Origin of the sequence: Phaeobacter gallaeciensis, from assembly GCF_001678945.1 — a bacterium.
Classification (GTDB): Bacteria; Pseudomonadota; Alphaproteobacteria; order Rhodobacterales; family Rhodobacteraceae; genus Phycobacter; species Phycobacter gallaeciensis_A.
The window spans coordinates 349,298-371,081 of sequence record NZ_CP015124.1; the positions used below are offsets into that span (position 1 = coordinate 349,298).

The 21,784-nt window shown below is 61.0% G+C and carries 22 protein-coding genes; 12 read left to right on the forward strand and 10 right to left on the reverse strand.

The window, feature by feature from the left end; genetic code table 11:
* Nucleotides 1-27 precede the first annotated feature (27 nt).
* The 3 genes from JL2886_RS01605 to fabD all read right to left on the reverse strand — a co-directional run bounded on the left by JL2886_RS01605 (nt 28) and on the right by fabD (nt 2,524).
* Nucleotides 28-261, reverse strand: coding sequence for an acyl carrier protein (locus tag JL2886_RS01605; RefSeq protein WP_065273474.1), 234 nt, complete (start codon nt 259-261; stop codon nt 28-30).
* Nucleotides 262-682: 421 nt separating this feature from the next.
* On the reverse strand, nt 683-1,420 hold the full coding sequence (gene fabG / locus JL2886_RS01610; protein ID WP_065270419.1) for a 3-oxoacyl-ACP reductase FabG: 738 nt from the start codon (nt 1,418-1,420) through the stop codon (nt 683-685).
* Nucleotides 1,421-1,591: 171 nt separating this feature from the next.
* Nucleotides 1,592-2,524 carry an ACP S-malonyltransferase gene (gene fabD, locus JL2886_RS01615; RefSeq protein ID WP_065270420.1) on the reverse strand — a complete coding sequence of 311 codons (933 nt, stop codon included), beginning with the start codon at nt 2,522-2,524 and terminating at the stop codon, nt 1,592-1,594.
* 188 nt (nt 2,525-2,712) lie between these two features.
* On the opposite strand from fabD, the gene JL2886_RS01620 reads away from it, so the two are divergent.
* Entirely contained in the window at nt 2,713-3,981 is a 1,269-nt protein-coding gene (locus tag JL2886_RS01620; RefSeq protein WP_065270421.1) for a cytochrome b/b6 domain-containing protein, read from the forward strand.
* A gap of 375 nt (nt 3,982-4,356) precedes the next feature.
* Here the strand turns inward: JL2886_RS01620 and JL2886_RS01625 are convergent, their stop codons facing one another.
* Together JL2886_RS01625 and JL2886_RS01630 are read right to left on the reverse strand one after the other, a co-directional pair.
* Nucleotides 4,357-4,932 carry a YceI family protein gene (locus tag JL2886_RS01625; RefSeq protein WP_065270422.1) on the reverse strand — a complete coding sequence of 192 codons (576 nt, stop codon included), beginning with the start codon at nt 4,930-4,932 and terminating at the stop codon, nt 4,357-4,359.
* Between the two features lie 193 nt (nt 4,933-5,125).
* The gene (locus tag JL2886_RS01630; protein ID WP_237028405.1) at nt 5,126-5,653 is read right to left on the reverse strand and encodes a hypothetical protein; all 528 of its coding nucleotides are present in this window, start codon (nt 5,651-5,653) and stop codon (nt 5,126-5,128) included.
* A 321-nt stretch (nt 5,654-5,974) separates the two neighbouring features.
* Between JL2886_RS01630 and rpsF the strand changes: the two genes are divergently transcribed.
* The 5 genes from rpsF (at nt 5,975) to JL2886_RS01655 (ending at nt 8,871) form a co-directional block, all read left to right on the forward strand.
* Nucleotides 5,975-6,328, forward strand: a complete 354-nt coding sequence (gene rpsF, locus JL2886_RS01635; protein WP_065270423.1) for a 30S ribosomal protein S6 — start codon at nt 5,975-5,977, stop codon at nt 6,326-6,328.
* 28 nt (nt 6,329-6,356) lie between these two features.
* The gene (gene rpsR, locus JL2886_RS01640) at nt 6,357-6,584 is read left to right on the forward strand and encodes a 30S ribosomal protein S18 (protein WP_005982441.1); all 228 of its coding nucleotides are present in this window, start codon (nt 6,357-6,359) and stop codon (nt 6,582-6,584) included.
* Between the two features lie 11 nt (nt 6,585-6,595).
* Nucleotides 6,596-7,219 carry a 50S ribosomal protein L9 gene (rplI, locus tag JL2886_RS01645; protein ID WP_065270424.1) on the forward strand — a complete coding sequence of 208 codons (624 nt, stop codon included), beginning with the start codon at nt 6,596-6,598 and terminating at the stop codon, nt 7,217-7,219.
* Nucleotides 7,220-7,365: 146 nt separating this feature from the next.
* Nucleotides 7,366-7,728 (forward strand): hypothetical protein, encoded by a 363-nt coding sequence (locus JL2886_RS01650; RefSeq protein WP_065270425.1) that lies wholly within the window; start codon nt 7,366-7,368, stop codon nt 7,726-7,728.
* A gap of 678 nt (nt 7,729-8,406) precedes the next feature.
* Nucleotides 8,407-8,871 (forward strand): lytic transglycosylase domain-containing protein, encoded by a 465-nt coding sequence (locus tag JL2886_RS01655; RefSeq protein WP_065270426.1) that lies wholly within the window; start codon nt 8,407-8,409, stop codon nt 8,869-8,871.
* 100 nt (nt 8,872-8,971) lie between these two features.
* Here the strand turns inward: JL2886_RS01655 and tig are convergent, their stop codons facing one another.
* From tig to JL2886_RS01675, 4 genes are all read right to left on the reverse strand, one after another.
* Complete coding sequence (tig, locus tag JL2886_RS01660; RefSeq protein WP_065270427.1) at nt 8,972-10,303, reverse strand: trigger factor; 1,332 nt, start codon at nt 10,301-10,303, stop codon at nt 8,972-8,974.
* Nucleotides 10,304-10,522: 219 nt separating this feature from the next.
* The gene (locus tag JL2886_RS01665; RefSeq protein ID WP_065273476.1) at nt 10,523-11,641 is read right to left on the reverse strand and encodes a porin; all 1,119 of its coding nucleotides are present in this window, start codon (nt 11,639-11,641) and stop codon (nt 10,523-10,525) included.
* Between the two features lie 512 nt (nt 11,642-12,153).
* On the reverse strand, nt 12,154-12,708 hold the full coding sequence (locus JL2886_RS01670; protein ID WP_133245341.1) for a hypothetical protein: 555 nt from the start codon (nt 12,706-12,708) through the stop codon (nt 12,154-12,156).
* 97 nt (nt 12,709-12,805) lie between these two features.
* Nucleotides 12,806-13,726 carry a LysR family transcriptional regulator gene (locus JL2886_RS01675; protein WP_065270429.1) on the reverse strand — a complete coding sequence of 307 codons (921 nt, stop codon included), beginning with the start codon at nt 13,724-13,726 and terminating at the stop codon, nt 12,806-12,808.
* Between the two features lie 123 nt (nt 13,727-13,849).
* Between JL2886_RS01675 and JL2886_RS01680 the strand changes: the two genes are divergently transcribed.
* The 4 genes from JL2886_RS01680 (at nt 13,850) to JL2886_RS01695 (ending at nt 18,833) form a co-directional block, all read left to right on the forward strand.
* Nucleotides 13,850-15,283 carry a form I ribulose bisphosphate carboxylase large subunit gene (locus JL2886_RS01680; protein WP_197492333.1) on the forward strand — a complete coding sequence of 478 codons (1,434 nt, stop codon included), beginning with the start codon at nt 13,850-13,852 and terminating at the stop codon, nt 15,281-15,283.
* 39 nt (nt 15,284-15,322) lie between these two features.
* The gene (locus tag JL2886_RS01685) at nt 15,323-15,679 is read left to right on the forward strand and encodes a ribulose bisphosphate carboxylase small subunit (RefSeq protein WP_065270430.1); all 357 of its coding nucleotides are present in this window, start codon (nt 15,323-15,325) and stop codon (nt 15,677-15,679) included.
* Nucleotides 15,680-15,748: 69 nt separating this feature from the next.
* Nucleotides 15,749-16,552, forward strand: a complete 804-nt coding sequence (locus tag JL2886_RS01690) for a CbbQ/NirQ/NorQ/GpvN family protein (protein ID WP_065273478.1) — start codon at nt 15,749-15,751, stop codon at nt 16,550-16,552.
* Complete coding sequence (locus JL2886_RS01695) at nt 16,518-18,833, forward strand: nitric oxide reductase activation protein NorD (RefSeq protein ID WP_237028406.1); 2,316 nt, start codon at nt 16,518-16,520, stop codon at nt 18,831-18,833. The genes JL2886_RS01690 and JL2886_RS01695 overlap by 35 nt, the downstream gene beginning before the upstream one ends.
* 17 nt (nt 18,834-18,850) lie before the next feature.
* On the opposite strand, the gene JL2886_RS01700 is transcribed toward JL2886_RS01695, so the two are convergent.
* Nucleotides 18,851-19,786, reverse strand: coding sequence for a LysR substrate-binding domain-containing protein (locus tag JL2886_RS01700; RefSeq protein ID WP_065270432.1), 936 nt, complete (start codon nt 19,784-19,786; stop codon nt 18,851-18,853).
* A 90-nt stretch (nt 19,787-19,876) separates the two neighbouring features.
* On the opposite strand from JL2886_RS01700, the gene JL2886_RS01705 reads away from it, so the two are divergent.
* Complete coding sequence (locus tag JL2886_RS01705; protein ID WP_065270433.1) at nt 19,877-20,878, forward strand: class 1 fructose-bisphosphatase; 1,002 nt, start codon at nt 19,877-19,879, stop codon at nt 20,876-20,878.
* A gap of 24 nt (nt 20,879-20,902) precedes the next feature.
* The gene (locus JL2886_RS01710) at nt 20,903-21,775 is read left to right on the forward strand and encodes a phosphoribulokinase (RefSeq protein ID WP_065270434.1); all 873 of its coding nucleotides are present in this window, start codon (nt 20,903-20,905) and stop codon (nt 21,773-21,775) included.
* Nucleotides 21,776-21,784: the final 9 nt, after the last annotated feature.

Genomic DNA, 21,784 nt, shown 5'->3' on the forward strand with positions numbered 1-21,784 from the left:
CATTCACAGATATGTGAATGACGTATCTTAGGAAGCTTCAGTGATGAATTTCACTGCGTCGCCGAAGGTCTGGATGGTTTCGGCTGCATCGTCCGGAATTTCGATTCCGAACTCTTCTTCAAAGGCCATAACCAGCTCGACCGTGTCCAGGCTGTCTGCGCCCAGGTCGTCGATGAACGAGGCATTCTCGGTCACTTTGGCTTCTTCAACACCCAGGTGCTCTACAACGATCTTTTTCACGCGGTCTGCGACGTCGCTCATATCCATTCCTCGTTTTTTCTTCAGGGCAATCTGCCCGGTTTTGCCCTTACCCGCTCGGGCTGGCGTGGTTTTGCCCGATCCGGGCGGTTGTGCCCCCGCCGGGCGGGGGCTGACCGAGACAGGGGTCAAACCCCTTCGTCAGCGGAAATATGGGCCGCCTATAGCACAGACGCGCCCAGAGGCAAACGTTTTCGCGCCGTTCCGGGTGATCCAGAGAACGGGTTAAAACGCGTGCTGCACTGGCAAATGGAGGTTGTGGGGAACGCCCACAAGCCCCGCGCCGCGGATTTCACCATAAAGTTTTTGTTAACAGATGCTTGTGAAGGAGATCACCTCTGACAGACGCAAAAAAGGAGCCCGAGAGGGCCCCTTTTTCATCATTCTGCAACGCCGCAATCCGGCGCGGCAAGGCTATTGCTAATCACAGCATCGCCATACCGCCATTCACGTGCAGAGTGCTGCCGGTCACATATGCGGCCTCGGCGCTGGCAAGATACAGAACCGCGGCAGCGATCTCTTTCGAATCTCCCATGCGGCCTGCTGGGATCTGGGTCAGGATCGCATCCTTTTGGTTGTCGTTCAGCTTGTCGGTCATCGCCGTGGCAATGAAACCGGGGGCAACCGCATTGACGGTGATGCCCCGGTTGGCCACTTCATAGGCGAGGGATTTGGACATGCCGACCATACCGGCCTTGGAGGCTGCGTAGTTGGCCTGCCCCGGGTTGCCGGTTGCACCGACCACTGAGGAAATATTGATGATCCGGCCCCAGCGCGCCTTCATCATGCCGCGCAGCACGCCCCGGCACAGGCGCATGGTGGACGTGAGGTTCACGTCCAGAACGCTCTGCCATTCCTCATCCTTCATGCGCATGAACAGGTTGTCTTTGGTGATGCCTGCGTTGTTCACGAGGATATCAACGGAGCCCATTGCCTCGGCCGCCTGTTTCGGCAGCGCTTCGACGGCGTCCGCGTCGCTAAGATTGCAAGGCAGCACAAAGGCGCGCTCGCCCAATTCCTCGGCTAGGGCCTTCAACGGCTCTTCGCGGGTGCCGGAAAGGGCAACAGTGGCGCCAGCAGCATGCAGCGCGCGGGCGATATCGCCGCCAATACCGCCGGATGCGCCGGTGATGAGGGCAGTCTTGCCAGTCAGATCAAACATGTTCTTTTCCTCAAGTCTTTGAACGGCCTCATGCAGAGACGCTATTTATGGTCTTCTCCCGGCGCGCAAGCGTCGGGACGCGTCCGCCCGCCCCATGGCGGGCGCGTTTGCGCCCACCCGGGCGACCACGTCCCGCCGGGCAACCGGCAGACATATCGCTCAGGCCGCGCGTCAGCCTTCAACCGCTGCTTTGACGCCCTCGGCGGTGCCGAACTGACGGCAAGTCAGGCTGCGATCGATCTTGCGGATCATACCGGACAGGGCCTTGCCCGCGCCGATTTCCCAGAACTCGGTCACACCTTTGGCGGCCATCGCCTGCACGCTTTCGCGCCAGCGCACCGAACCGGTGACCTGCTCGACCAGCAGCTGGCGGATGGTATCGGGATCGGTCACCTCATCAGCGCGCACATTGGCGATCAGCGGCACGGCAGGGGCTTTGATCTCAACACCAGCCAAGGCCTCGGCCATCACATCGGCGGCAGGCTGCATCAGCGCGCAGTGGAACGGGGCACTGACCGGCAGCATCACGGCGCGCTTGGCGCCCTTTTCCTTGGCAATCACGGCGGCGCGCTCAACAGCGGCCTTGGATCCAGAGACCACAACCTGCGTCGGGTCGTTATCATTGGCAGCCTGGCAAACCTCACCCTGAGCGGCCTCTTCGGCAACGGCCCGCACTGCGTCAAGATCCAGCCCCAGGATCGCGGCCATGGCGCCCTCGCCCACCGGCACGGCGTCCTGCATGGCAGCGCCGCGGGTGCGCAGCAGACGCGCGGTATCGGCAACCGAGATCGCCCCAGCGGCAGCCAGCGCGGAATATTCCCCCAGCGAATGCCCGGCGACAAAAGCGGCCTTGTTGATGGTGACACCTTCGGCCTCAAGTGCGCGCATCGCGGCCATGGAGGTCGCCATTAGCGCCGGCTGGGCATTGCGAGTCAGGGTCAGGGTCTCGATATCGCCCTCCCAGATCAGGTTGCTAAGGGATTCCCCCAGCGCCGCGTCGACCTCGTCAAACACCACTTTTGCGGCGGGATAGGCCTCGGCCAACTCCTTGCCCATACCGATTGTCTGGGCACCCTGCCCGGGAAACACGAATGCGACAGTCATCAAAGACCCCATCATTTTTTGCCATTTCAGCCGGTTTAGACGCAGCTGACCCTGCGTACAAGGGATCTGCGCTCGATGCCGCGTCAGCGCACCTCCCATGTGCACCGGTTGACAGCTGCCCGCATTGCATGCGCGCCCCCGCACGGTAGGCTGTCGTCGTATCCCGTACCCAAGGAGGGTTTGTCCCCGTGTCCCGCCGCAATTCATTCTCCAGCTATGGCAGTGTCGCCAAGACGTTTCACTGGCTGACAGCCTTGCTGATCCTTGCCGCCTTCCCGCTTGGCTATTTTGCCAACGAGCTGGCACACACCATCCAAAGCCCCGGCTTTGACGGCGCGCAGGAAACCATTTCCCGCGCCACGCTGTTGTTTTCCCTGCACAAGACGGTCGGCGTTGCCGTCTTCTTTGTGGCCCTGGCCCGGATTCTCTGGGCGGTGACGCAGGAGAAGCCGGGGCTGCTGCACCCGGACAACAAGCCCGAAGCACTGGCGGCTGAAATCGTGCACTGGATGCTCTATATCTCTCTGGTGGCGGTGCCGCTGACCGGCTGGATCCACCACGCCGCGACAACGGGCTTCGCACCGATCCTCTGGCCCTTTGGACAATCCCTGCCCTTTGTCGCCAAATCCGAAAGCGTTGCCAGCCTATTTGGCGCGGCACATGGTATTCTGGTCTGGACCCTGCTGGCCGCGCTGGCCCTGCACGTGGCGGGTGCGCTGAAGCATCATGTGATCGACAAGGATTCGACCCTGCGCCGGATGCTGCCCGGATCCAGTGATATGCCCGTGCCCCCGGCGCAAAACCACAGCGCCCTGCCCGCCGTTGCCGCCCTTGTCGTGTTTGCGGTGGTCCTTGGTACCGGCGCGTTCCTTGGTCTCAAACACGACCACGATCATGACCACACCGCCACAGCGACGCAGACCGAGGCCTCTGCACCGCAGCCAACCGCAACCACGGAAACCGAGACGACAGACACCACCGGCTGGCGCGTCGACAGCGGCACCCTTGCGATCTCGGTTGTGCAGATGGGCAGCAGCGTCACCGGTCAGTTCGCCGACTGGAACGCCGACATCAACTTCGAAGAACCCGTTGCGCCGGGACCGGCAGGCGATGTCTCGGTGACAATTTCGATTGGCTCCCTGACCCTTGGATCGGTCACCGATCAGGCAATGGGTCCGGATTACTTCGATCAGGCGACCTACCCAACCGCCACCTTCGAAGGTCAGATCGAAAAAACCGCGGACGGCTACCAGGCGGTTGGTCCACTCACCATCCGCGACCAGAGCGTGCCGATCACCCTGCCGTTCGAGCTGACCCTGGACGGTGACAAAGCCAGCATGCGCGGAGGCACAACCGTCAACCGGCTGGATTTCAATATCGGTCAGGGCACCCAGGACGAAGGCACGCTTGCCTTTGCGGTGGAGATTTCAGTGGAGCTGGAGGCAACCCGCAACTAACGCGATATTCCGCAGCCCCAAGCGTTTCCTTGCGCGGGCCACTCCGGTGGCCCGCGTTTTTGTTTGGGCCATCGACAACCGTATGCGGGTACAAAAGGACGGCAGAGCCTCCGCATGGGGGCGGCCGCGACAGGTACAGCCTCCACGGTGCAATGAGGCCAAGGGAATGAAAACCCGTACCTGATGTCCTCCACGCCATAATCGGGGACGCAGCAGGGATCCTAAGGCTCTCGCTGAGATGCCTCCCTGCCCGCGTCTCCTCCGGCCATCGCTATAGCCTATTGAGCCCCCTAGAGCTCATCACACCTGCGGACATAAAAAAGCCGCCGGTCCCATACTGGAACCGGCGGCGGATCTTACGATCGTGTCAGTAGCTTATTCAGCTTTCATCGCTTCGATGGAGATCTGAACCTGAACTTCATCGCTGACGTAAGGAGCGAATTTTTCCAGACCGTAGTCGCTGCGCAGCAGCGAGGTGGTGGCGTTGAAACCAGCCCAAGGCTTGCCCGCCATCGGGTGATCACCCGACTGGTTCAGTTTGGCATCCAGAACCACGGATTTGGTCACACCGTTCAGCGTCAGGTCGCCAGTGATGTTTGCAGTGTTCTCGCCGGTCACTTCGATCCCGGTGGAGGTGAAGGTCACCATCTCGTCTTCGGTTGCCGCAAAGAAGTCGTTGGACATGAAGTGATCAAAACGGGCTTCCCAGCCGGTCAGCATCGACATCACCGGCATCGACACGGAAACGCTGGAGGCTGCCGGATCTTCCTTGTCGAACATGATCTCGCCTTCGAAGCCCGAGAACATGCCCCAAGTGGTCGAGAAGCCGAGGTGGTTGTAGTTGAACACCACTTGGCTGTGGCTGGAATCCAGCACGTATTTTTCAGGCGCGGCGACAGCGGCGGTGGCGGCGGCGCCGGTCAGGGCGGCGGCAAGCAGAAGGTTTTTCATAGTCAGAGGACTCCGTTGGAACGAATTTTGTATGCCCAACACCTGTGCCACCGGGCGACGAAATGAAACTGGCAATTTTCCACATTGTCTGTTCCTAACCGAACAGTTACCCGTGCCTCGGAAAGTTGTCTGTTTGATTGCAAGACCTTACCGAGCAACCGCGAAAATCCTGCGCCCATTTTTCAAGCGGTTTTCAGGTCAGCAGCGGCACAGATCCGCTGAGCTGATCGCGCAACAGGCTGCGGGACTGCACAGTACTCAGCGGCACCTCGAACAACAGGCTGCCATCCGCCTCGAACAACTGAACCGTGGCCGAGGTCAGCCGTGCTGCCCCAAGGCTGTCGTAGCGGCGGCGCAGAATAGTCCGGACCGCGCCTTGGCTATTGGTTCTCAGGACCCGCAATTCCCGCCGCACCGGATCGAAACACACTTCTGTGCCGGGCCGCAGGGGCCGTATGGTCAGCAGAACCATCCCCAGAAAGAAAAAGACCACGCAAACGCCCACCCGGATCACTTTGTCCCCCGGGTGCATCATTTCCGCGTTCATCATCCACAGCCCTGCCGCGCAGAGCAATAAAGCCACGCCCAGCATCTGCAGCAGCATCCTCCGCATCGGCCAATTCGCTTTGAACCCCAGCACAAGCGACCCGCCCCTCATGGCGCCAGGGGCTGTGGCAAAGGATCCGGGAATGAAGGGGTGCGGGATCTGGGCTAGGCGCATGGGGTCCTCACTGTAGCTGGCCGGGCAAACCGACGCTCGTTAATGCTTGATTAACCACGTTGAAGCCGATGAATGCGGCAGTATTTTGACCAAACCAAGGGGGTTTCCCGGACGCCACAGTGGCCTTAAGCATCACCTTAGGCCGGGCCCCGAGTGATTGCAGGCGTAGCGCTGCGTTTAACCCTTGCTCTTATCGGCAAAGCCTGTATATCGGGGCTTCCTTCCGCACGACATTCGATCCGCGCAGACTCTCGTGACAGGGCCGCGGAAGGCTACATCGCCCCGTCTATGAAATGCGCCTAGACACAAACAGGAGTTCGCATGCCCCTCTATGAGCATGTAATGATTGCGCGTCAGGACCTGTCCAACTCGCAAGCTGAAGGCCTCATCGAACACTTCGGTGCTGTTCTGTCCGACAACGGCGGTAAGCTGGTCGACCAGGAGTACTGGGGCGTCAAGACGATGGCCTACAAGATCAACAAGAACCGTAAAGGCCACTATGCCTTCCTGAAGACCGACGCACCGTCTGCGGCGATCCAGGAAATGGAACGCCTGATGCGCCTGCATGACGACGTCATGCGTGTTCTGACCATCAAGGTCGACGAACACGACGAAGGCCCCTCGGTCCAGATGCAGAAGCGTGACGACCGTGAAGGTCGCCGTGAACGCCGCTGATCAACGCTTGAGAAAAGGACGCTAAACCATGGCAGCCAAACCGTTTTTCCGCCGCCGCAAAGTGTGCCCCTTCTCGGGCGACAATGCGCCGAAGATCGATTACAAAGACACCCGTCTTCTGCAGCGCTACATCTCTGAGCGCGGCAAAATCGTTCCCTCCCGTATCACCGCCGTTTCGGCGAAGAAGCAGCGTGAACTGGCCCGCGCCATCAAGCGCGCCCGCTTCCTCGCCCTGCTGCCCTACGCCGTGAAGTAAGGAGACCTGACATGCAAGTTATCCTTCTTGAACGTGTGGCCAAGCTGGGTCAGATGGGCGACGTCGTAGACGTCAAACCCGGTTACGCCCGTAACTACCTGCTGCCGCAGAGCAAGGCCAAAGTTGCTTCCGAAGCCAACATCGCCTCTTTCGAAGCCCAGAAAGCGCAGCTGGAAGCGCGTAACCTGGAGACCAAGAAAGAAGCCGAAGCCCTGGGCGAAAAGTTCGACGGACAGCAGTTCATCGTGATTCGCTCCGCTTCCGATGGCGGCAACCTCTACGGCTCGGTCACCCCGCGTGACGCAGCCGACGTTGCCACCGAGGAAGGCTTCTCGGTCGACCGCAAGCAGGTCATCATCCGCGAGCCGATCAAGACCCTTGGTCTGCACGTGGCCGAAGTGCACCTGCACCCGGAAGTCATGGTCACCATCAAGCTGAACGTGGCCCGTTCGCCGGAAGAAGCCGAACTGCAAGCCTCGGGTAAATCGATCCAGGAGCTGGCCGCCGAAGAGGAAGCCGCTGCTGAATTCGAAATCTCCGAGCTGTTCGACGACATCGGTTCCGCTGCCTCCGACGATGAGGACGAAGGCGAAGCCGCTCCGGCCGCGACCGGCGACGAAGAGACCAACGCCTGATCCCAGCGGATCACAGCGAGAGAACACGAAGGCCGCGCCCCATATGGGCGCGGCCTTTTCCTTTGCCAGACAGCACACTGGCCATGATGGACCTTCCTGCCTACAGTAAATGGGCAAGAGATGCATTTGGACAAAGGAGAAACCCGATGATGCTGAAAACCATCGCGATTGCAGGGCTATGCGCCGCGACCCTTTCCGGATGCGACACGCCATCGGTTGACGCGCCCTTGTCGCTGGCCGGAACTCCGGGCCCGAACTATCAAACGGATCTGGCACAATGTCAGGCCTCGGCCCGTCAGATCGGACAAGGCCACATCGGAACAAGCGCCGCACTTGGAGGTGCAGGCGGTGCCTTGGTGGGGGCGACCGAAAACAGCGACAAGGCGCTTGTTGGCGCGATTGCCGGCGCCATGGCTGGTGCCGCCGTAGGCGACATCCAGGTCAAACAGGCCCAGCGTGACTACGTGATCCGCTGCATGCAGAACCGCGGCCATCCGGTGACCGGCTGATCGCGGATTTCCGCCACATGGGCTCATGAGGTCGGCGGGAACCAGCTGGGTCCCGCCCCCGGCAAGCACGCCTGCTGCGCTGCGCGGGGGCCTTGCACGCCCTTTCAGTTCTCGGGCGGCGTCTGCTCTGGCGGGTTTGGCTTTGTTTCAGCCGGTGCTTCAGCCAATGATGCGAAACTCATTTGCGCTGTTATTATGGACCGCTCAGCTTATTGGGACCGCGGAAAGTGGGAAACGGCCGCGGCCCCTTTTTACTGCTCGTTTACGGGCACCGCTACAGGCGAAAGCAGGGCACCCTTCCTGAGGTATTATTTTTGCCTCAATGCGCATGGGTATTTTGGCGTTTCCAGCGAAAATTAACAAAGCCTTATAAATTAGAATTGTTCGCACTTTTCCGGATATCGGCGGAGGCCCGCCAAAGCTGCCGACTGTACGTGCCAATGGCTCCATAACGGGACTTTTGCGCGCCTGAAACGGGCACTCACACCGTTTTCAGCAGCCTTGCCCCCCTCATAGATCGGTGAAGATTTGCCGATGAAACAGCGCTGCGCTTCCGCCCGATTGTGGCCATTCCCAAGCATGACTAGTCTGCCGTGACGGGTCCGCTCTTGCCTATTGCCTCCCTAGACGGAGCGCACTTCACGGATCCATTCTGTTCCTGTTGCCCGGAGTTCCCCGATGCACCGACGTCATGTCTTCTCTCTGCTGGCCTTGCCGCTGCTTGCCGCGGGCTGCGGCGCTGCCCCTCAGGCCGTCAGCCGCAACGAGCCGCCACTGTTTCCCAATGAAACCCCGGACCTGCGCAAGAAGATCAATTACTGGTCCGACCATTACGAGGTGCCGCGCTCTCTGGTGCACCGGCTGGCGGTACGGGAAAGCACCCATCGCCCAACAGCCGTCAACCGGCCCTACTACGGCCTGTTGCAGATTCTGCCCGCCACCGCGCGTTCGATGGGCTTCAAAGGCAAGCCACAGGACCTGTTGGACGCCGACACCAACCTTGAATTCTCGGTGAAATACCTGCGCGGCGCCTGGCTGCTTGCCGATGGTAGCGAGGATACCGCAGTCAAACATTACTCACGTGGCTACTACTACGAAGCCAAGCGCCGCGGCATGCTGAAGGAAACCGGCCTGAGGACCTGAACCGGCTTGCGGTGTCCATGTGGCCCGCATTCCCTGTACCAGAATGAAAAAGGGCCGCCCCTGACGGGCGGCCCTTTCAATAACCACTGGAAGGAGAGGATTACTCCTCGTCCAGCTCTTCAACAGCTTTCTGCAGATCGTCTTTCGAGACTTCTTTCTCGGTCACGGTCGCCTGATCAAACACGTGGTCGATGACCTTGTCTTCGAAGATCGGCGCACGCAGCTGCTGCTGCATCTGAGCGTTCTGCTGAATGAATTCAAAGAACTGGCGCTCCTGACCCGGGTACTGACGCGCCTGCGCCATGATCGCCTGGGTCATTTCCGCGTCGGTTACTTCAACCTCTGCCTTCTGGCCCAGCTCGGCCAGCAGCAGGCCAAGGCGCACGCGGCGTTCGGCCAGTTTGGTGTGCTCTTCGGTCGCTTCGATCTCACCGTGGTTGTGGTCGTGGACGTCCGGGTTGTCCTCGTGCCACAGCTGGTGCGCGATCTGCTGTGCTTCGGCCTCGACCAGCGACGGCGGCAGGTCAAAGGAGACCAACTCGTCCAGCTTGTCCAGGGTGGCGCGCTTCATCACGGCGCGGGCTGCACCTGCGTATTCCGCTTCCAGACGCTCACGGATCTGAGCCTTCAGGCCTTCCAGATCTTCGGCACCGAATTTCTTCGCCAGCTCATCGTCGATTTCGGCGGCCTTCGGCGCCTTGACCTCTTTGATGGTGCAGGAGAACACGGCTTCCTTACCCGCCAGGTGATCGGCCTGGTAGTCTTCGGGGAAGGTGACGGTAACGTCTTTTTCCTCACCGGCCTTCACGCCGACCAGCTGCTCTTCGAAGCCGGGGATGAAGGAGTTGGAGCCAAGCGCCAGCGGGTAATCTTCGGCGGAACCGCCTTCGAAGGCTTCGCCGTCAACCTTGCCGACGAAATCGATCACGACCTGATCGCCATCTTCCGACGCAGCGCCCTCTTCGCGGGCTTCGAAATCCTTGGCGGTGTCGGCCAGGTTCTGCAGCGCTTCCTCGACGGCTTCGTCTTCGGCTTTGACAACCATTTTCTCAACCGAGATGACGGAGAGGTCGACTTCGGGAATCTCAGGCAGTGCCTCGTAGGACATCTCGACGTTGACGTCGTCGCCTTCTTTCCAGTCTTCGTTGGTCATCTTGACCTCGGGCTGCATCGCCGGACGATCACCGCTGTCTTCGAAGTGCTTGTTCATGGCGCCATCGACGGCTTCCTGCATCACTTCGCCCAGCATACGCTGACCAAACTGCTTGCGCAGCAGGGCCATCGGCACCTTGCCCTTGCGGAAGCCTTTCAGCTCCACTTCGGGCTGCGCTTCTGCCAGCTTCTCGTTGACCTTCTCGTCCAGCTCGGCGGCTGTGACAGTGATGGCGTAGCCGCGTTTCAGACCTTCGTTCAGCGTCTCGGTGACCTGCATCCTATACCTCATAGAGATTCGGGGCGCGCGCGCAGGCTCCGCCCCCAGACAATTTGAGGCCTTCTATGTGTCTGGGGCCTTCGGTGCAAGAGGCATTGCCCGCTTCGGTGCGACATTGGGCAGGTTTATGAGGGTTTCGTTGTGTGAAACCGACCCCGAAATGAAAAACACGCCCCGCAGGGCGTGTTCTCGTCTTTTGGCAGTCCGGATACCCGGGACTTAGAATTTCCAGCGCGCACCCGCCAGGATCACGTTGCTGTCCTGGTAGTTGGTCGCGGAAGTGTCCGCATAGGAGTAATCGCGGTAGGCCAGATAAGCTTCGACGTTGTACTTGTCGACTTTCTGAACGGCTGCGATGCCCCAGGATTCAGCAGAATCGCCCGAAGTAACCATGTCCGAACCATCGTAATAGTCGACGGAGACGGAGGTCGAACCAGCCGAAATCAGGTTCGCGCTGTAGCCCAGTTTGGCGTAGGCGTAGCTGCCAGCAATGTCACGCTCGCCTGCAGCAACGGTCAGCGACAGGCCGGTCGGCTTGTGCTCGACGCCGAAGGAGCCCGCGACGTCACGGATGTCTGCCTTGCCGGTTTCCTCGGTCCAGGCTGCGCCCAGAGCTGCGTCAAACCCGAAATCACCCAGCTCGTCGTTGCTGTAGCGCACAGCGACGTCATAGGTTTCGCGGTCGTTGTTGGTTTTCAGGATGTCGGTACCGTAGGACGCCGAGAAGGTGAAACCGTTGAAGTTCACGGAGTCATAGCGCACACGGCCAAGACGGCTGCCGTCGTAGTCCTTGAAGGCGTCGCCGACGGACACAGAGCTCAGAGCACCACCTGCGGTGCGGAACGCATAACCGCCAGCCGGGTCGGCAACCGCTGTGCCAGCAGCCAGACCGGTGCCGGAAGCATCGGCGAACGCAATGCCGTCAGACGCCATTGAGCCCTGACCAGCCGAGAAACGGCCGTAACGCGCGGTGTCGAATTGGAAGTCCACGTGGCGCAGGTTGGTGCGGGACCAGCTGACGTTGTCACCCTTGGACGTCTGGTTGACGCTGTAGGAAGAGCGCAGACCAAATGCGGTTTCGAAGGCGAAGGTCAGCGTGTTCTCGCCATAGGCCTGCTTCAGGCGGAAACCGATGCGGGAGTTGGAACCGGAGTTGTCCACGAGGCGGCTGTAGGTTTCAGCGCCATCGTCGTAGTACTGGAACGCCGGGTCGAACTGGCCGTACCAGGTGAACGACCCGCCGGTGCTGTTTTCATAAGTCGGGCCTGCAAATGCAGGAGCGGCAAGCATCGCAGCCACAGTGGCAGCAATGGCTCTGGTTGTGAGTGTGGTGGTCATAAAGATGTCTCCTGACGTTTCGACGCGGCACGGCAGCCCCATCCCCGGCGGCTGCACCTCATACGTTGATTACCAAGGGCGTCTTCGCCGCAGCATCCTTGAAATTCCGGATGGACTGACGGCTGGAAACCCACGGCATGAACTGCGCGGAATGTTGCCAATCGCGCCCAGTGCCCGGCACCTTTAGGCCGATATCGCGTCTGTTTATGTGAGGAAGATCACACATCGCATGCGCTCAGCGCATTCCTGCCTTGATAGAAAAGCAGAGCTCCTCGCGACACATCAACTGTGCGTTATCACACTGAAAAATATCACGAAAAAGTAATCTCCTCCAAGGCCCGATTCAGCCCCGCCTCACCCCGCCAGACCGTCTAAGGGGGCTGCCATGAGACGTGCCCCCAGGTCGGCCCCATGCAAACCCTGACCGCAAATAAAAAGGGGGCGGAGGCCATTTCCATAGCCCCCGCCCCCGGCATGTCATCTGACCCGATCGGGCCCGGTTAAGTCCAGCGCTAGATCCGGTCTGCCTGCGACAACACAAGCGTGCCGAGATCGCCCCCCCGGACCAGAGCGATCGGCGCGCGTGGCGGTGCCGCCTGCTCCGCAGCGATATCCTCTATGTCGTCAAGAAAGCTTTCCAGAGCTTGGGTCGGCTGGCCAAAGGCCTTGGACATCTTCAGCTGGTCGCGGGTCACCTCAATCAGGTCCATATTTGCGTTGCTGTTTCCACGGGAAACCTCATATCCGGACTGCGCGAAGTCCTCTTGTAGATGGGCCTGGAAGGCCGCGCCTTTGGTCGTCAGCATCATAATAAACTTCATGTCATCAAAACCTGCCGCCACCAATTCATCGGCCATCTGGTCAATTTCCTGCGGGGAGATATCGCTCAGGTCGTAGTTAGCAAAGATTGCATCAATCGCCTCAGCGTCAGGCGACTGCGGTGCAACATGGCTGGCAAAATCTTCTGTTTTCGCCTCTTTCACCCCCCTTTGCCCCACCAGGACATTGACAGACCTTGTGCTCGCCGGTGCATGGGTGGCAATCGTTGAAACCTGTGCGTAGCTCATATTGAAAACCTTCTGCCATTCAATGAACCGCACACTCAGCCGATATGGTAAAAACCCCCTAAAGCGCGCGGGTATAATCGGCGGTTTTCCAAGAAAATTATTGTCCCGCCGCAGAGGAACCCACGCCAGCCGCCCCAGTTCCCTCCCTCAGCTGCTGCAGAAACGCCTCGGCCGCCATCGTGGGCTGCTTTCCCTTTGGCCAAGCCACGTACCAATGACGCATGATCGGAAAGGACTTCACGTCAAGCTCCGTCAGATAGCCGTGGCGCAGCTCCAGCGCGACGGTAGCCCGGCTGAGCACAGACCAACCAAGGCCCGCAATCACCCCTTGTTTGACGGCCTCATTGGCGCCCAACTCCAACCGCACGGCGGGGGATTTCCCTGCCTCTTCGAAACAGCGCTCGGCCGCCAGCCGGGTGCCTGATCCGCTTTCCCGGGTCAGGAATGGATAAACGGACAGGTCCGCCACGCTCAGCCCCTTCCGGGTGGCCAGAGGATGATCCGGCGGCGCAATGACGATCAGTGGGTTTTCGGCAAAGCGTTCCACTTCGGCAGCCATATTCTGCGGCGGCGTGCCCAGAATATAAAGGTCATCGGCATTCTGAGCGAAACGGCTTAGGATTTCCTCGCGGTTGCAGACGGTCAGGGCAACCTCGATCCCGGGATAGTCGCTGTTATAGGCCCCGATGCGGGCGGGGATGTCGTATTTCGCGGTCGACACCACCGCCAGCCGTAACCGTCCCCGCGCCATACCGCGCAGCTCCGCCAGGCGCATATCCAGATCCTCGGCCTCGCCCAGCATCCGCTGCGCCGCATGAAGCACCACCTCACCGGCTTCGGTCAGGAACAAGGTCTTACCCATCCGCTCGATCAGCTTGTGACCGGTCTGTTCTTCCAGTTGACGCACCTGCGCAAACACGGCCGGCTGCGTCAGATGCAGCGCCTCGGCAGCGCGAGTGTAAGAGAGGTGCTGCGCAACCTCTTGAAATATCTGCAATTGTCGAAGGGAATACCGCATATATACAGAATACCTTATTCTGAAACTAAAAACTATTCATTTCACTATATTTACCCTTTGTGGCCTTCTGATCCCAATGAAGTGGCCCGCCCCCGTTGGCGGCCAGGAGGAGGAAACAAGCCCATGAACATGCAAGCCCCAGCCAAGAAATACGATGCCGGCGTCAAGGACTACCGGTCCACCTATTGGGAACCCGCATACACGCCCAAGGACACCGATGTCCTGGCCGTCTTCAAGGTGATCCCGCAGGACGGTGTGCCGCGCGAAGAGGCCGCCGCAGCCGTGGCCGCCGAAAGCTCCACCGGCACCTGGACCACGGTCTGGACCGACCTTTTGACCGATCTTGACCATTACAAAGGCCGCGCCTACCGGATCGAAGACGTGCCCGGCCAGGACGAAGCCTTTTATGCCTTCATCGCCTATCCGGCGGATCTGTTCGAGGAAGGTTCGGTCGTCAACGTCTTTACCTCCATCGTCGGCAATGTCTTTGGCTTCAAGGCCGTGCGCTCCTTGCGCCTCGAGGACGTGCGCTTCCCGATCTGGTTCGTAAAAACCTGCTTTGGGCCACCGCACGGCATCCAGGTCGAGCGCGACAAGATGGACAAATACGGTCGTCCGCTCCTGGGCTGCACCATCAAGCCGAAACTGGGGCTGTCGGCCAAGAACTATGGCCGTGCCGTCTACGAGGTGCTGCGCGGCGGTCTGGACTTCTCGAAAGACGACGAGAACGTCAACTCCCAGCCCTTCATGCGCTGGCGCGACCGCTTCCTGTTCTGCCAGGAGGCCATCGACAAGGCGCAGGCCGAAACCGGTGAGCGCAAGGGCCACTATATGAATGTCACCGCCCCCACGGTGGAAGAGATGTTCCAGCGCGCCGAATTTGCCAAGGAGATCGGCACGCCCATCATCATGTCCGACTATCTGACCGTCGGCTGGGCCGCCCATAATTCGCTGTCGAAATGGTGCCGCGACAATGGCATGCTGCTGCACGTCCACCGCGCCATGCATGCGGTGATCGACCGCAACCCCAACCACGGCATCAACTTTCGCGTTCTGACCAAGCTTCTGCGCCTTCTGGGCGGGGATCACCTGCATTCGGGCACCGTCGTCGGTAAGCTGGAAGGCGACCGCAACGCGACCTTGGGCTGGATCAACCTGATGCGCGACAAATTCGTCAAGGAAGACCGCGAGATGGGCGTCTTCTTCGCTCAGGACTGGGGCAGCATGCCGGGCGTCTTCCCGGTGGCCTCGGGCGGGATCCATGTCTGGCACATGCCCGCGCTGGTCTCGATCTTCGGCAATGATAGCGTTCTGCAATTCGGCGGCGGCACCCTGGGCCACCCCTGGGGCAATGCGGCGGGTGCTGCGGCCAACCGCGTGGCGCTGGAGGCCTGCGTTCAGGCCCGCAACGAAGGCCGCGAGCTGGAGAAGGAAGGCAAGGACATCCTGATGGCGGCGGCCAAACATTCGCCCGAGCTGAAATCCGCGATGGAGACCTGGAAGGAAATCAAGTTCGAGTTCGACACCGTCGACAAGCTGGACGTGCAGCACCGCTGATCGCGCCCCCTCGAACACATATAAAAAGGACCAAGACCAATGAGTACCATTCAGGACTACCCCTCCCGCCTGTCGGATCCCGCCTCGCGCAAGATGGAGACCTTCTCTTACCTTCCGGAAATGACCAAGGATCAGATCCGCAAACAGGTGGAATGGATCGTCTCCAACGGCTGGAACCCGGCGATCGAACACACCGAACCCAGCAACGCCACCGGCTATTACTGGTACATGTGGAAGCTGCCGATGTTCGGTGAAACCGACGTGGACGCGATCCTGGCCGAGCTGGACGAATGCCACACCGCCAACCCCAAGCACCACGTGCGCCTTCTGGGATATGACAACTTCACCCAAAGCCAGGGCGCCAACATGGTCGTCTACCGCGGCGAGATGGTCTGATGCCCCTATGCTGCCCGGCGCTCCCTCGTGCCGGGCAGCACGTCCCAAGCCCAGCAGGAGGAGCCCGCCATGAAAGACATGCTTGACGAATTTCGCGTCACCGATGCGCCGTTCTGGCGGCAGACCAGCGACGAGGTGGAGCTGTTCACCGCCGCCTGGGATGCCCGTATCCCAGTGATGCTGAAGGGCCCGACCGGCTGCGGCAAGACGCGGTTCGTGGAACATATGGCCTGGAGGCTGGGCCGCCCGCTGGTCACCGTGGCCTGCAACGAGGATATGACCGCCTCCGATCTGGTGGGGCGCTATCTCTTGGATGCCGACGGTACCCGCTGGCAGGATGGCCCACTGACCTTTGCCGCCCGCCACGGCGCGATCTGTTACCTCGACGAGGTGGTGGAGGCCCGCCAGGACACCACCGTCGCCATTCACCCGCTGACCGATGACCGCCGTGTTCTGCCCCTGGAAAAGAAAGGGGAGCTTCTGCAGGCGCATCCCGACTTCCTGATCGTGATCAGCTACAACCCCGGCTACCAGTCCCTGATGAAGGACCTAAAACAGTCGACAAAACAACGCTTTGCGGCGATGAACTTCACCTGGCCCGAAGGGGAGACCGAGGCCGAGATCCTGGCCCATGAGGCAGGCATCGACAGTGAGACCGCCGGCAAGCTGGTCGAGATCGGCGCGCGCTCCCGCAACCTCAAAGGGCACGGGCTGGACGAAGGGGTGTCCACCCGGATGCTGATCCACGCCGGTCGCCTGATCAAGGGCGGCATTGCGCCGCGCGCCGCCTGTTCGATGGCGCTGGTCAACTCCATCACCGATGATCCGGATATGCGCGATGCTCTCGATGCCGCTGTCGCAACCTGGTTCTGAGACCCTGCCGGAAGACCGTGCAGAGCTGCTGAACAGCCTGCCGGCTGAGGTTGCCGAAGTCCTGCTGACCGCCCTGCCCGATGCGCGGCGTAAACTGTCGCCCCGCGCGCTCGATACATGGCTGCGCGGCTGTGACGCGCTGATGCAACTGGGCCGGGGCGCGGATCCGGTCGTGGCCTGGATCGAAGCTGCGCCCGCCCTAGCCCGCGATCTCGGCGAGGATGTCTTGGGCGATCTCTTGCCGCTGCTGCTGGGCTTTGCCTCGCGCACCTCGGGCGCGGTGATTGCCCGGCTGCTGGAGACATCTCCGCAGGCGGCGATGCGGCTCGGCGATGCCACGCTTTTCATGGCTTACCTTCGCTTTCTGGAGCATCTTCTGGCCCGCGCGCCGCGTGCCGTGCGCCCCATGCTAGATCACCTTGGCGATCTTCTGGAGGTTCTGACCCTTGGGGGCTTGCGCCGCTGGGCCGACTGGGGGGTGGAGGCGCATCGCACCAACTTCAAGGAACTGCTCGCCTATTTCTCGCTGGAGACCGAGGAAAGCCGCGCCGTCATTCAGCGTGAGCGCAAAGGCACCCTGCTGGTCGATGTGCAGCGGCGGCTGATGATGTACCTGCGCGCCCTTTGGGGGCGGGATTTCATGCTGACGCCCACCGCAGGTGATTTCGAGGATCGCACGGGCCTGCGCCCCTATTATGAGACCTACAGCCTGCATCTGCCCGATGCGCTGGATGACTGGCAGGATCAGGCCGCGCTGGATCTTTATCGTGCTCAGGCTGCCCATCTGGCCGCGCATCTGGCCTGCCTCAGAAAACCCATTCAGGGCGAGGGGCTGAACGCCTTGCAATCGGCCATGATCGGCCTGATCGAAGATGCCCGCGCAGAGGCCCTTGCCATCGCCCGCCTGCCCCGGCTGCGTGATCTTTGGGCGCCGTTTCATCAGGACACCGACCCCGGCATCGCCGGAGAGTTCGACCGTATTTCCCGCGCGCTCTTGCTGCCGGATCAACCCGCCGAAAGCGATTTGGCGTCTTGGGTACAGGGCGAATTCGCCAGTCTTGACCTGACGGATGCGGAAGCTGCCCGCGATCTGGGCCTGCGCCTTGCCGAACGCCTGCGCGGCCAGCCCTATTCTGCTTATACCGATCATCCCTCCTGTCCCTATCGCTGCGACAACCGGCTCTTGTGGGAGTTCGAGGAGCTGGAGTTCGACACGGAATTCGCCCCGCCCCCGCAGGTGCGCAAATACGTCTCGGTCAGCGAAATGGTGAACGAGGTGGAGGTCGAAACCGCAGGCGAGGACGCGCAGGAGATCTGGGTGCAATCGGCGGAGTTCTTTGATGACGACGGTCAAAGCTTCAACGAGAAGGAAGGGCGCGAACCGCTGGCGCCGCCGGTGATGTATGATGAGTTCGACCACACGATCCAGATGATGCGCCCCGCCTGGGCCACGGTGCTGGAACGGCGCCCGCGTCTGGGCGACCCGACCGGTGCGGAGGCGATCCTCGCCGAACATCGCCCGGTGATGGAACGGCTGAAGCACCGGCTGGACGCGATGCGCCCGCAAGGCATGCAGCGCATACGCAAGCTGGAGGATGGCGATGTGATCGACATCGGCGCCGCCATCACCGCCGCCATCGACATACGCTTGGGCCGCCAGCCCGACCCGCGTGTGATGATGCGCCAGGTGCACAAGACGCGCGACACGGCCGTGATGGTGCTGCTGGATCTGTCGGAATCGACGAATGACCCCGTGGGCGATGGCTCCACCGTGATGGATCTGACCAAATCGGCCTGTGTGCTGTTGTCAGAGGCGATCAACCGGGTCGGTGATGCCTTTGCCATCCATGGCTTTTGCTCGGACGGGCGCGCGCAGGTTTATTATGAACGGTTCAAGGATTTCGACCAGCCGTGGGAGGATCTGGCCACCGCCCGCCTGATGGGGGCAAAGGGGCGGCTCTCGACCCGGATGGGAACGGCGATCCGCCACGCCACGGCCCAGATGAAGCGGGTGAAGGCCACACGCAAGCTGATGCTGGTGCTGACCGATGGCGCGCCCGCAGATATCGACGTGCGCGATCCGCAACACCTGCGCGCCGACACCCGCCGCGCGGTTGAGGAAGCCACGCAAAGCGGCATCACCCCCTTTTGCCTGACTCTGGATCCCGGCGCCGATGCCTATGTGCAGCGGATCTTTGGCCCGCGTGGCGCGATGATCCTGGACCGGGTCGAACGCTTGCCGGAACGCCTACCGCAGCTTTATGCGGCGCTGACCCGCTGAGATCACGGCACCGAACGTTACAAGTCGAACTTTGGCAGGTAAACACCTGACAAAGCGTCGATTTCCTGCGCACACATCTCCGTCGCCGGAGACACGTGATCCGCCTCTGCGGCGCCGGTGATCAGATACCAATGCCGCATCACCGGCAGATCCCGCCCGCGCAAGAGCGCCAGCCGCCCCGATGTGACCTCGTCATGCACGGTGTGCAGCGACAGGAACGCAATTCCCAGCCCTGCCAGAACCGCCTGCTTGATCGTCTCGTTCGAGGGCATCACCACCTTGTTGGGACTATGCCCCTCCGCCAGCCGTTCAATGAACCGCTCCATCAAGATCCGGGTGCCTGACCCTTCCTCGCGGCTGAGGAAGGTTTCCTGCAGCAGCCGGTCCGGATCATATCCGTCTTCCTGCGCCAGTGGATGATCCGGCGGCAGCACGATGCCATGCGGGTGCGGCCCCAGCGGGATCGCCCGATGGATCACCCCGCGCGGTGGCCGCCCCATGATTGCCAGGTCATAGTCCCCCCGGTTCAGCGCCTGCATCACATCGGATCGGTTGGCCACCCGCAGCGAGATTTCCACGTCAGGGATTCGGTCCTGCAACAGCCGCACCAGACGGGGCACGAAATACTTCGCCGTAGATACCGTTCCCAGCACCACATGGCCGCGCCGCCCCTGGGTCAGAGCGGTGATCTGCCGCTCTGCATGCGACAAATTCGCTTCGATCCGTTGTGCGGCGGCCAGCATCTCCTGCCCGGCAAGGGTGGGTTGAAACCCCGAACCATCGCTAGCCTTCTGTAGCAATGCCTCTCCAACTGCGCCTTCCAGGTTCTTGATTTGGCTGTGAATTGTCGGTGGCGTTTGATGCAAAAGATCGGCCGCCATGGTCAGGGAGCCTGTGTCCGCCACCGCCAGCAGCGCGCGCAATTGTTTGAGAGTGATGGCGTCGAACCGCAAATTCGAAAACTCCTAATCGTTCTTTCTATTTTTTAAATTCCTTAAAAATTCATTTTTTGCAAGCTTTGTCGCGTCAGGGAGGACAACCACATGAAAACTCTTGATCAGGTGCCCCAGGGGGCCGAGCCTGCGCTTGTTGCAGAACTGGACCGGCTGGCCGGTGTCGCTGCCGAGCTTGCCCAGCGCATTGCGCGCGGCGGCATCGACGAAAACCTTGCTGGAGCGGCGGGCACCAACACCGATGGCGATGCGCAAAAAGCGCTGGATGTGATCGCCGATGAGGCCTTCATGGCCGCCCTGCGCGAAGGCGATGTCCGCCACTACGCCTCGGAAGAGCAGGACACGGTCGTCACCATGAACCCCGAGGGGCAATTTGCCGTGGCCATCGATCCGCTGGATGGCTCCTCCAACATCGACACAAATGTGTCCATCGGAACCATCTTTGGCATCTATCCGGCTGCGGACACGCCCGACGCGTCGTTTCTGCGGCCCGGCCGGGATCTTCTGGCCTCAGGATATGCGATCTTCGGGCCGCAATGCGCGCTGATTGTCACCCTGGGCGACGGAGTGCTCAAATACGTGCTGGATCCGCAGAGCGGTACATTCCGTCTGCTGGGACAGGTCGCCGAGATCGCGCCGGATTCCAACGAATACGCCATCAATACCTCGAATTACCGGCACTGGAGCAAACCGATCCGCGCCTATATCGATGATCGCGTGGCAGGGACCGAAGGGCCGAGCGGCGCCGATTCCAACATGCGCTGGATTGCCTCCTTGGTGGCCGAGACCCACCGTATCCTGACACGAGGGGGGATCTTTCTGTATCCCGCTGATGGTCGGCAGGGCTATGGCCGGGGGCGGCTGCGCTATGTCTACGAATGCGCGCCCATCGCCTTTTTGATCGAACAGGCGGGCGGACGGGCCACCGACGGGCAGGACCCGATCCTGGATGCGGTCCCCGATACGCTGCATATGCGCACCCCCTTTGTCTTCGGCTCGTCCAACAAGGTGGCACGGGTCGCCACCTATCACGATCTGCCGGACGAGGAGACATCCGCTCTCTTTGGCTTGCGCGGACTGTTCCGCGCCTGATCCCCACACCTTCAGGACATCGACATGAGCACCAAACACCCGATCATCAGTGTCACGGGGTCTTCCGGCGCGGGCACCTCGACCGTGAAAAAGACCTTCGACCAGATCTTCCGCCGCGAAGGCATTACCTCCGTTTCGATCGAAGGCGACGCCTTTCATCGCTACAACCGCGCCGATATGCGGGCCGAGCTGGAACGCAGACAGGCCGACGGCGATCACACGTTTTCGCATTTCTCCTATGACGCCAATGAGCTCGGAGAGCTGGAGCGGGTCTTTCGCGAATACAGCCAGACCGGCAAGGGGCGCACCCGCACCTATGTGCACGACGCCGAGGAAGCCAAGCGGACCGGCGTCCCCCCGGGGGAATTCACCGCCTGGGCTCCCTTCCCCGATGATTCCGACCTCCTGTTCTACGAAGGGCTGCACGGATCGGTGGTGAACGACGATGTGAACCTCGCCGCGCTGGCTGATCTCAAGATCGGAGTAGTGCCGGTGATCAATCTCGAATGGATCCAGAAGATCCACCGCGACCGCGAATCCCGCGGTTATTCCACCGAGGCGGTGACCGAGACCATCCTGCGCCGGATGCAGGCCTATGTGCATTGCATCTGCCCGCAATTCTCCGAAACCGACATCAATTTCCAGCGCGTGCCGGTGGTGGATACCTCCAACCCCTTTGTGGCGCGCTGGATCCCCACTCCGGACGAAAGCCTGGTGGTGATCCGGTTCAAGAACCCGCGCGGTATCGATTTCCCCTATCTGATGTCGATGATCGAGGGCAGCTGGATGACCCGCGCCAACAGCCTGGTGATCCCCGGCGGCAAAATGGATCTGGCGATGCAGCTGATCTTTACGCCGATGGTGATCCGCCTGGTCCGCGAAGCCAAACGTGCCTGAGGAGACCTC